General features: G+C 40.8%; 10 protein-coding genes. 5 read left to right on the forward strand and 5 right to left on the reverse strand.

Features of this window, described 5'->3' with window-relative positions; translation table 11 throughout:
* The 3 genes from H3U82_RS09705 to H3U82_RS09715 form a co-directional block, all read left to right on the forward strand.
* Positions 1 to 959, forward strand: a 959-nt coding sequence (locus H3U82_RS09705) for a calcium-binding protein (RefSeq protein WP_304944958.1), incomplete at its 5' end; no start/stop codon positions are given.
* 450 nt (positions 960 to 1,409) lie between these two features.
* Positions 1,410 to 2,030: a hypothetical protein gene (locus tag H3U82_RS09710; RefSeq protein WP_370524709.1), complete on the forward strand. Its 621-nt coding sequence runs from the start codon at positions 1,410 to 1,412 to the stop codon at positions 2,028 to 2,030.
* 383 nt (positions 2,031 to 2,413) lie between these two features.
* Positions 2,414 to 7,567 carry a calcium-binding protein gene (locus H3U82_RS09715; protein WP_198210369.1) on the forward strand — a complete coding sequence of 1,718 codons (5,154 nt, stop codon included), beginning with the start codon at positions 2,414 to 2,416 and terminating at the stop codon, positions 7,565 to 7,567.
* A 283-nt stretch (positions 7,568 to 7,850) separates the two neighbouring features.
* On the opposite strand, the gene H3U82_RS09720 is transcribed toward H3U82_RS09715, so the two are convergent.
* From H3U82_RS09720 to cysT, 3 genes are read right to left on the reverse strand one after another with little or no spacing between them, the layout of a single operon-like run.
* Positions 7,851 to 8,933, reverse strand: a complete 1,083-nt coding sequence (locus tag H3U82_RS09720; protein WP_198186682.1) for a sulfate/molybdate ABC transporter ATP-binding protein — start codon at positions 8,931 to 8,933, stop codon at positions 7,851 to 7,853.
* A gap of 30 nt (positions 8,934 to 8,963) precedes the next feature.
* A complete protein-coding gene (gene cysW / locus H3U82_RS09725) occupies positions 8,964 to 9,836 on the reverse strand; it encodes a sulfate ABC transporter permease subunit CysW (protein WP_198210371.1) in 873 nt (290 codons plus the stop codon).
* Entirely contained in the window at positions 9,836 to 10,672 is an 837-nt protein-coding gene (gene cysT / locus H3U82_RS09730; RefSeq protein WP_025329851.1) for a sulfate ABC transporter permease subunit CysT, read from the reverse strand. The genes cysW and cysT overlap by 1 nt, the downstream gene beginning before the upstream one ends.
* A gap of 366 nt (positions 10,673 to 11,038) precedes the next feature.
* Between cysT and ppc the strand changes: the two genes are divergently transcribed.
* A complete protein-coding gene (ppc, locus tag H3U82_RS09735; RefSeq protein WP_198210373.1) occupies positions 11,039 to 13,741 on the forward strand; it encodes a phosphoenolpyruvate carboxylase in 2,703 nt (900 codons plus the stop codon).
* A 263-nt stretch (positions 13,742 to 14,004) separates the two neighbouring features.
* Positions 14,005 to 14,553, forward strand: coding sequence for a nucleotide exchange factor GrpE (grpE, locus tag H3U82_RS09740; RefSeq protein ID WP_037476114.1), 549 nt, complete (start codon positions 14,005 to 14,007; stop codon positions 14,551 to 14,553).
* Between the two features lie 148 nt (positions 14,554 to 14,701).
* Here the strand turns inward: grpE and H3U82_RS09745 are convergent, their stop codons facing one another.
* Both H3U82_RS09745 and H3U82_RS09750 read right to left on the reverse strand, forming a co-directional pair.
* On the reverse strand, positions 14,702 to 15,091 hold the full coding sequence (locus H3U82_RS09745) for a cupin domain-containing protein (protein ID WP_100126007.1): 390 nt from the start codon (positions 15,089 to 15,091) through the stop codon (positions 14,702 to 14,704).
* A 26-nt stretch (positions 15,092 to 15,117) separates the two neighbouring features.
* Positions 15,118 to 15,405, reverse strand: coding sequence for a MafI family immunity protein (locus H3U82_RS09750; protein WP_078475034.1), 288 nt, complete (start codon positions 15,403 to 15,405; stop codon positions 15,118 to 15,120).
* Positions 15,406 to 15,421: the final 16 nt, after the last annotated feature.

Genomic DNA, 15,421 nt, shown 5'->3' on the forward strand with positions numbered 1-15,421 from the left:
TAGGTGGTGAGGGAAATGATACTTACGTATTTGCCAAAGGCCATGGCCAGGACAAAATTTATGATATCAAAGGTACTGATACCATCCAGTTTACCGATGTTAATTCTGACGAAGTCAAATTCCGCAAAGATAACTATGATTTAATTATCTATGGTTATAACGAAGGAGATTCTATCCGCGTCACCGACTTCTTCTATAGTGACACTTACGCTATCGAAAATTTTGTCTTTAAAGACAAATCCTTCACTCTGGATGATTTACGTAAAGAAGGTATGGTGCTTTATGGCACTACCGGCAATGATACCATCACCTTAAAAAATGGCCGGGCTATTATCTATGGTGGCGATGGTAACGATACCATTACTACCGGTAATAGCAATGATGTGCTCAACGGCGGTGACGGTGATGATTCTCTTTACGCTTATGGCGGTGACGATTTACTCGACGGAGGCGCCGGTAATGATTATCTGGTAGGTGGTGAGGGAAATGATACTTACGTATTTGCCAAAGGCCATGGCCAGGACAAAATTTATGATATCAAAGGTACTGATACCATCCAGTTTACCGATGTTAATTCTGACGAAGTCAAATTCCGCAAAGATAACTATGATTTAATTATCTATGGTTATAACGAAGGAGATTCTATCCGCGTCACCGACTTCTTCTATAGTGACACTTACGCCATCGAAAATTTTGTCTTTAAAGATAAATCCTTCACATCTAAAGATGTGCATATTTATGTGCGTTCAATTGAAATTCACCTAAACGGCACTCAAAATTATAATATTTCTGCTTTTAACAATACTCCAAGTAGAAACAACATTTTGTCTTCTCAGGCACAAAATTTAATAATGGCCATGTCTAATTTTACGTCTTCGCAAAATGGATCACTGGTAAATTCTGATCAAACTCAACATTTTAATCAGAGCAACATTATTGCCACATCTTGGAATAATTAAGTAGTTTATTATTATTCTAAATAGCCACCGAAATAAAGTTCGGTGGCTATTTATAATTTCATAATTATTTGATATATTTTATATTATCAATAAATATAATATTATGTTCTATCAAGCAGCAATTTCAAATATCATAAAGACAAAGCAATCTTGTAATAAATTGTGTTTATGCTATAAATCATATCAATCAATTTCAACATAATTCAACCATTCATGTTCTGAACAATATCACTGTTTCAGTAGGATATAACACTAATAAATTAAACTTTAAAATCGTTTGGTAGAGCTATTTTGGTTTAGTATTAAGAGCAATACATAAATACATTCCTCGGAGTAATTGCAGTGAATAGGTTATGATTAGCTGGTTATTACTAAGTTATAATAATTCATATAATCAGGCTATTATTTAAGATTTACATAATACTTTACCTGCAATAAAAATATCGTTACATATACTATACTTATGTAGAAAAGTTACACGGATACAGTCACCGTGTCGTTCCCGACCGCATAGAAGCCGGAACTTTTTTGTGTGCTGTGGCTATGACCGGCGGCAAAGTCGTTCTTAAACATGCCGCACCTAAAACCATGCAGGCCATTCTGGAAAAACTGAGTGAAGCCGGCGCAATTATTGAAGCCGGTGACGACTGGATCAGCATCGACATGCAACAGCGTCCCAAAGCTATCGACATCTGCACCCTGCCCTATCCGGCATTTCCTACCGATATGCAAGCACAGTTTATGGTAATGAATAGTATTGCCAGCGGTAACAGTAAAGTAGTAGAAACCATTTTTGAAAACCGTTTTATGCATGTACCCGAACTCAATCGTATGGGTGCCCGGATATCAGCTGAAGGTAATACTGCAATTGTGGAAGGTGTAGAACAATTATCTGGTACAACTGTTATGGCTACCGATTTACGCGCCTCCGCCAGTCTGGTACTTGCCGGTCTGGTGGCCAGTGGTGAAACTATTGTTGAGCGTATTTATCATCTTGATCGTGGCTATGAAAATATAGAACAGAAGCTAGGCGGAGTGGGCGCAATTATTGAACGTGTCAGCGACCATTAATCATCAGTAAATCTCAAGGGCATATCTACATATAGTCAGATATGCCCTTTTATATATTACGAAGCAATTAGAATTCAATTTGTCATAATTTAAATTTCATAAATATATTATATAAATTATAAATAAAATTATTAATGCATAAATTTTAATAATAAACAACTATTTATATAATTAAAAAAAATAGAAATATTTTAAATAAAAGAAGATTATTTGATATCTATCAATTTTTATACTGGTTATACATAGTATATATAACTTCTGATTATGATACATAAAACTTTGATTTATAATGATTAAAATTTAAATATCATAATTAGTGCTGATTCTGATCATTCAGCAAACTCATTTAATAATACAAACTTTAAGCAAGGAGAATCAAAATTATGGAAACACTAAACAACTTATTCAGACAGCAAAGTAATTCCCAGTCAAAGACTGAAATAAATTCTCTGAAATCAGTAGCTTTTGCAGAAAGTCTGAATCCAGCAAACACTAATGGTCTTATTCAGGGTAAAGACTGGATAAAAGACAAGTACGTATTCAGAAACGGCCACGGACAGCATACTATCAGTGATCAGGGGTACGATAGTTCTGACTCTTATTGGCAACAACAACGCAATGATATTGTTTTTGAAAATATCAATTCCACTGAAGCATTTTTTATACGCTCCGGTAATAATCTGATTATCTACACTAATAACGCCAAAGATTCTGTTATCTTAAATGATTATTTTGACTATACCAGAAACAGCCGTGCCTTTAACTTCATCTTCAATGATAAAACGATAACCTATGAAAATCTGAAAAGTAGTTATACCTTTAGTGTAAGCGGCGATAGTAATGACAATCACATTAATGGCTGGCAGGGTAAAGATTTTCTGTATGGAGGCAACGGTAACGATACTCTTAACGGCAATGACGATGATGATACTCTCTACGGCGATGCCGGCAATGATATCTTAAATGGCGGCAATGGTAACGACACTCTTTATGGCGGTTCCGGTAATGATACTCTGAATGGAGCTGATGGCGACGATATTATTAACGGCGATGATGGAGATGATATTCTCTATGGTGAAGCCGGTAATGATGTACTTAATGGCGGTTACGGTAACGATACCCTGAGCGGAGGTAATGGCAACGATATTCTTGATGGTGGTTACGGCAACGATATTCTTAATGGTAATAACGGAGATGATATTCTCTATGGTAATGACGGAGATGATATTCTCTATGGTGATGCCGGTAATGACCAGCTCAATGGCGGTACCGGCAATGATACAATTACTGGCGGCAATGGTTTTGATATTCTCAATGGCGGCACTGGTAACGATATCCTCAGTGGCGGTGATTACGAAAAAGATCAGTATATTTTCCAGCGGGGCCATGGTCAGGATATTATCAATGATAAAGGGGATGATTACGCCATTTCTTACTGGCAACAGAAACGCAATGATCTGGTTTTTCAGGGGGCCAATTCAGTAAATGCCGTATTTACTCGCGTCGGTAATGATCTGATCATCCGAGCCTACGGTACTACTGATTCTGTTACCTTGCCGGATTATTTTGATCTGAGTAGAAGCAGCCGTGCCTTTAACTTTATCTTCGATGATAAAACCGTTACTTACGAAAATCTCAAAACCGATTATGCTATTACAACCAATGGTGATGCAGGTGACAATACCCTTATCGGCTGGGCCGGTAAGGATATTATGAACGGAGGTAATGGTAATGATGCCCTGTGGGGCAGAAATGGTGATGATACCCTGAATGGCAGTGATGGTAATGACGAACTCAACGGAGAAAACGGTAACGATATTCTTAATGGGGGTGCTGGTAACGATACATTAAACGGGGGCACCGGTAATGATATTCTTAATGGCGGAGATTCTGAAAAAGACCGCTACCTGTTCCAAAAAGGGCACGGACAGGACATAATTAATGATCTGGGTAAACTTAATCAAACCTCTGCAATTAATGACCTTGTCTTTGAGGGTGCGAAATCAGCTGATGTTGTCTTTACCCGCTCTGGTAATAATCTGATTATCAGTGCCTATGGTTCAAATGATTCTGTCACTGTGAATGATTATTTTAACTATGAAATGGACAGTCGCGCATTTAATTTTATTTTTGATGATACAACGATCACTTATGAATATCTCAAAAATAATTATACCTTTACTGCTAACGGCGACGACCGAAATAATATTATTAACGGCTGGGAAGGCAAAAATATTTTAAATGGCGGCGACGGTAATGATGTCCTTAATGGTCAGAATATGGATGATATTCTGAATGGTGATAATGGCAATGACATACTTAATGGTGGTATCGGTAATGATACCCTGAATGGCGGTGCCGGTAATGATATATTATATGGCCAGAGCGGTAACGATATTCTTATCGGTGGTACAGGTAATGATATGCTCTACGGAGGAAGCGGGCAAAAAGATTGCTATCAATTTCAGGAAGGACATGGACAAGACGTTATTGTGGGGTCAGCAAATAGTAATGATGTTGTCTTTAAAGAAGCCTATTCAGCCAATGCTGTATTCAGCCGGTATGGAGATAATTTGATTATCCATGCTTATGGTAGTGATGACTCCGTTACTATAATTAATTATTTTAATAAGGATAAACAGGCTTTCAATTTTATCTTTGATGATAAAACCATTAATTATGAATATATAGTAAATAATTATACCCTTACTACCATAGGAGACAGTCGTAGAAACTCCCTATCTGGCTGGGAAGGCAAGAATATTCTTTATGGCGGTGCCGGTAATGATAATTTGTATGGTAAAAATAAAGATGATATTTTAAACGGCGATGACGGCGATGACTATTTAGACGGACAATATGGTGACGATACTCTTAATGGCGGTGCCGGCAACGATAGATTAAATGGTGGTCGCGGTTCGGATATCCTCAATGGTGGTGCCGGTAATGATTTTCTTGATGGCGGAGGTAATGAAAAAGACACTTATTTGTTTCAGCGCGGACATGGACAGGATATCATCCAAGAAAGTTATTATAACAATCCTGTGAAAACGGATGATGTGATTTTTCAGGGTGCACATTTTGCAGATGCGATATTTACCCGTTCTGGCAATAATCTGATTATCCATGCCTATGGTAGCGATGACTGCGTTACTATAAATAATTATTTTTATAAAGATAGTTATACAAATTACCATGCTTATAATTTTATTTTTGACGACAAAGTAATTACTTATTCCGAACTTATCAATAACAATTACTCTTTTACCGCCATTGGTGATAATACCAATAACAAAATTGATGGCTGGGATGGTAAAAATATTCTTATCGGCGGTGGCGGTAATGATTTTCTATATGGGCAAAACAAAGATGATGTTCTGAATGGAGATGACGGCGATGACGAACTCAATGGAGCAGGCGGTGACGATATACTTAATGGTGGTGATGGTGATGACAAATTATATGGTGGCAGTGGTTCTAATGTTCTGATCGGAGGTGCAGGCAATGACCTCCTATACGGTAGTTATAATGAAAAAGACACTTACCTGTTTCAGTATGGTCACGGACAGGATATTATTAATGATAGTGGGTATTATAATAGTAACCACACCTTATATAACGACGTTATCTTTGAAGATGCCTACTCTACTGATGCTACTTTTACCCGTTCCGGGAACGATTTAATCATACAAGCTTATCACTCAGATGATTCTATTTCGCTAACTGATTATTTTACTGGCGGTTCCAGACAAGCTTTTAATTTTATCTTTACTGATAAAACTATTGATTATGAATATCTTAAAAATCATTATACTTTAACGCCCACGGAGAATATTAATAAAAAAATAACAGGTACCAATGGTGACGATATTCTGAACGGAGACATGGGTAATGATACTCTAGACGGATACAGTGGCAATGATACTCTGAACGGGAATGATGGCAACGATATCTTATGGGGCAGAGACGGCAATGATATCCTGAATGGAGGTAATGGCAATGATACCTTATGGGGCAATAGTGGCTATGACATACTGAATGGTGGTGCCGGTAATGATATCCTGAACGGAGGCAACAGAGAAAAAGACCGTTACCTTTTTCAGCGCGGACACGGACAGGATACAATCAATGATACTGGAAATAATTATTACTCAAATGAGATTGATGATATTGTTTTTGAAGGTGCCAATTTTGCCGATGCAGTTTTTACCCGCTCCGGCAAAGATTTGATTATCCGTGCCTATGGATCGGAGGATTCTGTTACTCTGACTGATTATTTCACTAACAGCTCAGCTAATGCTTTCAACTTTATTTTTAACGATAAATCCGTTGATTATCAATATATCAGAAATAATTTCACTTTTACTGCAGATGGTGATGATACTGATAATATAATCGATGGCTGGTATAGTAAAAATATTCTGAATGGTGGCGCCGGTAATGACACTCTTAACGGAAAAGATAAGGATGATGTCCTGAATGGCGGTGATGGCAATGATAGATTATATGGTAACTATGGCAATGACACCCTTAATGGTGGTGCCGGTAATGATTTTCTTGATGGTGGTGATTCCGCAGACCGTTATTTATTTCAGCGCGGACACGGGCAAGACATTATTCATGATAGCCATCCCTACGATGATGTTAATGAAGTCGTTTTCCAAGGTGCTAAGTTTGCTGATGCCGTATTTACCAGCTCTGGTGAAAATCTGATTATTCAAGCCTATGGTTCGAATGATTCTGTTACTATTAATGATTATTTCAATAATGGCATTTATAAACCAGCCAAAGCTTATAAATTCATTTTTGAAGACAGAATTATCACCTATCAGGATTTTCAGGATTATTATACCTATATTACCTATGGCGATAGCAGCAATGACACAATTAATGGTTGGGAAGGCAAAAATATTATCAATGGCGGAGCCGGTAATGACACTCTTAATGGATATGGCGGCTTTGATATACTGAATGGCGGTGCCGGTAACGATTATCTGCATGGTGGTAATGGAAAAGATCGTTATCTGTTTCAGCGTGGTCACGGACAGGATATTATCGATGATAGGGGGAACAATATATCCAGTGAATTTAATGATATTGTTTTTGAGGGTGCAAATCTTACCAATGCTGTATTTAGGCGTTCCGGTTATGATCTGATCGTGTGGGCATATGGTACTGATGATTCTGTAACTTTGAGTAGCTACTTTTATTTTGGTATAGGAGCCCAATCTTTCAACTTTATATTTGATGATAAAACCATCAGCTATCAAGATATTATTAAAGGAAATTACTTGTCTGCCCAAACCGGCAAATCCGGCTATGGTCTAACTTCAAAAAGTTTACTTAACCGTGATTTATTGACCAGAAATTCTACTCCTGTAGCAAATGAAGGTCCGGCTGTAGCCAGTCAGGCTCAGCAACTGGCTTCGGCTATGTCCGGTTTTACCGCCAGACAGGATAGTTCTCTTTCCGGCATGCCGGATCAGATACAACAATTTGTTCAGCAAAATAATTTTGCTGCCTATTGGGGTAATTAAATCATAGATGATTTAATTAAAGCGGCTACCGAATATCATTTCGGTAGCCGTTTTTTATTTATTCAATATTTATTGTGATAATTTTTTTTGAATTATATCTTTATTGGTATTGATAGCTTAGCTGCCATTTAATTAATCTTTTTTCTGCAGATAAAAAATACCTGTAATTAATATTTACTAACTTAAAATATTTGAAATTATATAAATAAAAACACATATATAACCGAGGCAGATTTTATTCTAATTTAATTATTTATATGCTTTTAGTATAAGATTAATATAATTAAATCACGTAATCCACCATCTCCGGCAATCTGAACATAGTTAACCGCTGAGGTCTGAACCATACTGTCTGAGCCGGCTGTAATGACAGCGTACGAAACTCGGCCGGCGACAGCCATACCTGTATACGCTGATTATTATCCACCCGGCGCAACCATAACCTTATTTGTGCACCGATAGCATGTATTTCCTCTACGCATGCACTGGCAATTACATTATCCTGAATATGAGTTAATACCTGTATTTCCTGAGGCCGGATATAAACAGCTACATTCTGACGGGCTTTTTCTCCTGTGGTAATAGGTTCATGATAATGCCCCAGACACAATTGCCCGTGTTCAATACAGGCATCTTCAAATACATTAACCTCACCCAGAAACTCAGTAACAAATACATTTTCAGGATTATCATACAAAGATGAGGCAGCTCCGCTTTGCTCAACTTTTCCCTGATTCATCACCACTATCTGGTCGGCCATTTCCAGCGCCTCTTCCTGATCATGTGTAACCAGTACACTGGTAATCCCAAGCTGATGATGAATTTCCAGCAGCCACTGGCGTAATTCCTTGCGCACCTTAGCATCCAGTGCACCAAACGGCTCATCCAGCAGCAGCAGCTTTGGTCTGGTAGCCAGAGCACGTGCCAGAGCAATACGCTGGCGCTGACCTCCGGATAGTTGCTGCGGATATACTTTAGCCAGCCAGTCAAGCTGCACCAGTTGTAATAATTCATGCACCCGGGCAGCTATTTCTGCTTTATTCGGGCGAATGCGTTTAGGCAGTACCTGTAAACCAAAAGCCACATTATCAAATACGGTCATATGCCTGAATAAGGCATAGTGCTGAAACATAAATCCGACCCGGCGCTCACGCACATGCAGATTACTGACCTCATCATCAGCAAAAAACAGCTCACCTGAATCTGCGCGTTCCAGCCCGGCAATGATGCGTAACAAGGTGGTTTTTCCACAACCGGACGGACCAAGCAATGCCGTCAGTGAACCGGTTGGTACCTGCAGATTAATATTCTGCAAGGCATGATAATCACCATAATATTTATTTAATTGTTTAATACGAATACTCATAATCGCTACCCAGCACGGTACTTTACTTATTCAGTCGCTTACTGCAATCTGCTCGCGCCGTGCATCTTTGAACAAACGTGTCTGCCGCCAGTCGAGATATTTCTGTAATACCAGCGTGCATAAAGCCAGCAAGGCCAGTAAACTGGAAACAGCAAATGCCCCTACCATGTTGTATTCGTTATACATCATCTCTACCAGTAAAGGCATTGTATTGGTTTCACCGCGGATATGGCCTGAAACCATGCTGACAGCCCCGAATTCACCCATTGCACGGGCATTAGTCAGAATAATGCCGTAAACCAGAGCCCATTTCAGATTGGGTAATGTGACACGCCAGAACATTTGCCAGCCACTGGCACCCAGTATCAGTGCAGCCTGTTCTTCACTACTTCCCTGAGCCTGCATTAAAGGGATGAGCTCACGCGCCACAAAAGGGAAGGTAACAAACAGAGTCGCCAGCACCATACCCGGTACTGCAAAAATAATCTGTATTCCATGTGTTTCCATCCAACCACCGAACCAGCTGTTACTTCCGAAGAGTAAAACAAACATCAGCCCCGCAACGACCGGTGAGACTGCAAATGGCAGATCCAGCAAGGTTGTCCATAACTGTTTACCACGAAATGAAAAATGGGTTAACAACCAGGCCATTGCCACACCCAGTATCACATTCACCGGCACCACAATAACAGTAATCAGCAAGGACAAACGAATGGCTGAGAGTGCCTCTTCATCAGTCAAAGCAGCCAGATACAATTGCCAGCCCTTTGCCAGCGCAAAACTGAATACCGATAACAGCGGCAAAAGTAACAGCAAACCTAGACACAGCAGCGTTATGCTTATCAGCAAGTAGCGCAGCCAGCGTGGCTCGGTAAGCAACTCATTGGTTTTAACTATGCTCATCAGTATCGCCCCTGCATACGCCGGCTCAAACGCCATTGCCACAAATTCAGCATAAACAAAATGGTAAAGGAAATTATTAACATAAATAATGCGACCGCTGCCGCTGCAGGCAAATCAAACAATTCAAATTTACTGACAATAATCAGCGGCAGAATTTCTGATTTAAATGGCACATTACCGGCAATAAAAATTACGGAACCGTATTCTCCGGTAGCGCGTGCAAAAGCCATACCTGCCCCCATTACCAGTGCCGGTAAAACCTCCGGCAGCAGTACCCTGAATACAATGGTTAATCTGGAAGCGCCCAGAATAGCCGCAGCTTCTTCATATTCTCCTGATAATTCTGCCAGCACCGGCTGTACTGCGCGTACGACGAATGGCAGGCTTACCAGCAACAATGCCAGCCAGATACCTGCCGGTGTAAATGCTATCTGCAATCCAAACCGGGTTAATAACGCACCTATCCACCCTGTAGGTGCATATAAGGTAGCCAAAGCCACCCCTGTTACTGCAGTAGGTAAAGCAAACGGCAAATCCACCAATGCATTAACCAGATCCTTACCCCAGAAGTGGTAACGTACCAATACCCATGCCACCAAAGTTCCCAGCAGCACACTGGCCAGCATTGCCAGTAAAGACATTTTCAAAGTCAGCCATACCGCAGCAAGTGTCCTTGGTTCAGAAATGACTTGTATAAAACCATGCCAGCCCAGATCAGTAACAGTCCATACCAGCATCGTAAATGGCAACAGCACCAGTACTGACAGCGATAACACACTTATGCCGAGACTAAGCGAAAAACCGGGCAGTACAGATGGCTGTTTTAAAAACAGCATAACCTTCTCTCCCACAGACCTGGCAGGCACAAACAATACCGGTAGCTGTATCAGACACACCGGCACACATTGGAAGCATCCTGTTCGGGCTATGTTCCAAGCGCAAAATACCAACCACAACAAGAAAATGAATTAACAAGTCAAAAAAAACAGAATGTAAAAATAAATTCAATCATTCTGTTAAATCAGAATCAGCCAACAATATAAAAGGCTGTTTGGGTGATTGAGAAAGAATATATTTTTGTAACCTAAGAAGCTGAGGTTATAACTCTTATCAAATCAGTAGTATTGCCCGTACCATCACCACGTAATATCATGGACGCAGGTTATTCAGTATAAACACAAGTCTGCAAAAGCGAGAACACAATGCCAACATCACTTCTGGACGAGCGTAAAGATGCGCCCCTGTCGGCTGATATCAAATTCCTGACTGAAGCACTATTTAACGTCCTGCAAAACGAAACTACAGCTACTGTGCAAACTGTATTGCGCCAGCTCCTCAGTGGTAATCAGCCACAAATCATCATTCAACAGGTAGTGCCTACTCTGGATTTACAACAACAGCAAGATTTAATTCGTGCATGCAGCCTGTTTGCACAAGTACTGAATATTGCCGAAGATGCGCACCATGAACGGCGGCGACAGGCATATGAAAATGACAGACAGCATCCCGGACGCACCAGTTTTACTCATGTTATCAACCAGATTCAGCAACAGCAGATTAGTGCTGCGCAACTGGAACAGATTTTGCAGCAAACCAGTATCAGTGCAGTGCTAACCGCTCATCCGACTGAAGTACAGCGCCAGTGTATTCTGTGCTTTCAGCGTCATATCCGCACCATTCTCAGTGAATACGACCATTCTGATCATCACTATAACGAACAGCTAAAGCAACAGGCTGAAACTATTCTGCTGGCCTTATGGCAGACTGATGAAACGCGCCATTTCAAAATCAGTGTAAGTGATGAAATTTATAATAGCGTTAACTATTTTCCATTGAGTTTTTTTAAAGCGGTACCAGCTCTTTACCGCAAACTGCAACAGCAGCTCACCAGCGCGTATCCGCAAATAACTCTTCCTGATGTACTCAGTATCGGTGGCTGGGTTGGCGGAGATCGTGACGGTAATCCGTATGTTAATGCAGATACTTTACAGGAAGCTTTCATCTTTCAGGGTGACACTTTGTTAAAGCATTATCATCAATGTCTGGATGAGCTGCACCAGCTGCTGCCGCTTTCTTCTCGTCGCGTTCAGATTGACAGCAGCGTGTATCATATGGCCGAGCAGTCACCGGATACTGCAACGGCTCATAGCGAAGAACCATACCGCCGTGCTCTTACCTATATACAGGCACGCCTGAATGCTACCTCCCGGCAACTGAATATTGCTCCACACAACCAGCATCATGGTCTGCCTCCATATAAACAACCGGCGGAACTTTTGCAGGAGCTTAATAATATAGCCAGCTCTCTACAACAAAATGGCAGTGCCCTGCTCACACAAGGCAAACTGGCGGACCTGATTCGTTCTGTTTCCCTGTTCGGTTTTCATCTGATGTCCATCGACTTGCGTCAGCATGCAGCCAAACATGCCGAAGTTGTAGCCGAGCTGTTTACACACGCCGGTCTTGAAACATTTGAGACATTAAGTGAAGCAGCCAAACAGCGCGTTCTGTTACGTGAATTAAGCACCCAGCGCCCGCTATACAGCCCTTATATTCAGTATAGTCCACACACCATGCGTGAGCTGGCTATATTCCAGACTGCGGCGAATATTAAAAATAACTATGGTGAAAGCGCTATCAATCAGTGCATTATTTCTAACGCCGAAACCGTTAGCGATATATTGGTGGTAGCGTTATTGCTGAAAGAAACCGGTTTACTCAGCATCAGTAATGAGAAACCGACCAGCCGGATTAATATTGTTCCTCTGTTTGAGACCATTGATGCCTTGCATAATTGCATCAGTATTATGGATAAATTGTTTAATCTGCCCTGGTATCGTGCTTTTTTGCGTAGTCGTGATAACCTGCAGGAAATTATGCTGGGCTACTCCGACAGTAATAAAGATGGTGGTTATGTAACCAGCCAGTGGTCACTTTATCAGGCTGAGTCGAGACTGGTACAACTATTTGGTCAGCACCATATCCGTCTGCGCCTGTTTCATGGCCGCGGTGGCAGTGTCGGTCGCGGTGGCGGACCTTCATTCGACGCAATCATGGCACAGCCGGCTGGCAGCGTAGCCGGACAAATACGCATTACTGAACAAGGAGAAGTTATTACCGCCAAATATGCTGATCCGACCAATGCAGAACGTAATCTTGAAGCACTCATTGCTGCTACGCTTGAAGCTACTGTTTTACCTATGCACAACAGCGAGCCTGACAGCGAACTGATGAATGCATTGTCTGCCAGCGCATTCACACATTACCGGCAATTAATTACCTTCCCAGGCTTTATTGATTATTTTCTGCAAACCAGCCCGATTCAGGAAATTGCGAGCCTGAATATTGGCAGCCGCCCCGCCAGCCGGAAAACACTGGCTAAAATTCAGGACTTACGCGCCATACCATGGGTATTCTCATGGACCCAGAACCGCCTGATGCTGCCGGCCTGGTATGGTTTCGGTAGTGCAGTAGCGGAACTGATTGAACAGGACAGCACCAATCTGCAACGCTTACAGCAGCAGGTTAAAAACAGTCCGTTTTTTCAAACCATGCTTTCCAACATGGATCAAGTCATGGCCAAAGCCGATCTCACTATTGCTGAGGCTTATGTAGATCTTGCCAGTGATCAGCAAGCTGCCAGAACCATTTACACCATGCTTTCTGAAGAGTTTGAACGCAGCCGGCAGGCTTTGCTTAATATTTTGCAACGTCAGCATTACCTGAGTGATAACCGCACTCTGGCACGTTCTCTGGCCTTGCGTATTCCCTATTTGAATGCACTGAACTGGTTGCAGATACATCTGCTGCAACAATTACGCCAGCAGCCGGATAATAGTGAGATACTCCAGCTCATCCATCTGACAATTAATGGTATTGCACAAGGGTTGCGTAATACCGGCTAGATATCATCCTGTTTTGCGGACAGTATTTCCATTCTGTCCGCTCATCACCAGTACATATAACTTGAATTTTCCAATGAAATATTTACTTTTATATCCAAAATAAAACACTTGGATATTGATATATAAATATATTTAATTTTTAGAAAAATCAATGTATTAAAATTAATAAATAAAAGTGATTACAAATCTGTTACAGTCGCTTGAAATCGATATACAACGACCCAATTTAATCATATAACTTACCCTTTTGCAGAGGAAAAAATATGCAACCGGAAAACAATACCGAAAACGAAACACAGGTTAACGATAATACCGAAACCACAGAACCAATTGTCGCTCCTGAAGCTACCGTAGAAGAGTTACAGGAACGTATTAGCGAACTTGAAGGACAACTCAAAGACGAACAGTTACGTTCACTCGCCAATGAACAAAATCTGCGCAGACGTCATCAGGATGAACTGGAAAGCGCACACAAATTTGCCGGACAGAAATTTGCCAGTGCTATGCTGCCAGTTAAAGATTATCTGGAAATGGCCCTGCAAGATCAAAGCGGTAACTTTGACGCACTGAAAATGGGCGTACAAATGACGCTGACCGAATTACAAAAAGCTTTCGATCAGTCTAATATTAAAGAGATCGATCCTAAAGCCGGCGACAAACTTGATCCACACCGTCATCAGGCCTTGCAAAGTGTAGAAAGTGAGCAAGAACCCAATACAGTAGTTTCGGTAATGAAAAAAGGTTATACCCTGTCCGACCGTGTATTACGCCCTGCTATGGTAACTGTAGCTAAGGCTGCTGACGCAGAATAAACCTGCTTACACAAAAACCGTCAGACACACCCAAGGTCTGACGGTTTTTTATGTATACAGTTTCATCCCCATCCAATTAAATTACGATTCAAAGAGCAAAAACATGCCGCTCCGGTTATCCATCTGAGCAGTAAAACTGTACCTGAAATTATTGCTCAGCAATCACATCAATAAACACCAGCGGCTCCTTACCTATATTGGCCAAAGCATGCGATTGCCCCTTACGCGCAATTGTCACATCACCAGCCGTAACCTGATAAGATTTACCATCAGAATCAGTAAACAGACCTATCCCAGAAACAATAATATAAGTATCCTCATTATGCTCATGCCGATGAAAACCGATTGAAGCACCCGGTTGCAACGTCATCCAGCCAATCTCCTTGATCGCCTCATCCCTCTTTGCCGCATCTCGTCTGAAAGCAAACTGCCCATACAAAGTACCTTTACCACCAGCCGCCGCATCACGATTAAAATCAATCAATTCATCTTTTAAATAAACATCAGCCCATACCGTACTGGCCATAGCAGCCAGCATCAATGCAAGCAACCATCTGGCAAACATCATTCCGCCCCCATATCAAAATTTATATATTTAATTAAGTCTTTAGTTATAACTTCCATATTTTGCTCCATGAGATTAGATAATTTTGCTATATATTGAAAAATATCATTATTTATTTCCTTATTTTCTTCCTTAATAATATCAATCAGAGTATCTAAAGCTAATCCATATTCACCATAATCAACAAAATCTTTTATTTCATCTATTTCTTTAGAGATAAAACTCTTATTTAGTAAAGAAATTAAATTACCAAAATTTTCTTCTACATCCTGATATTCAATATTCATTTAATGGCTGTCTTGA

Origin of the sequence: Snodgrassella sp. W8132 (assembly GCF_016100865.1) — a bacterium.
In the GTDB taxonomy this organism is placed as follows: Bacteria; Pseudomonadota; Gammaproteobacteria; order Burkholderiales; family Neisseriaceae; genus Snodgrassella; species Snodgrassella alvi.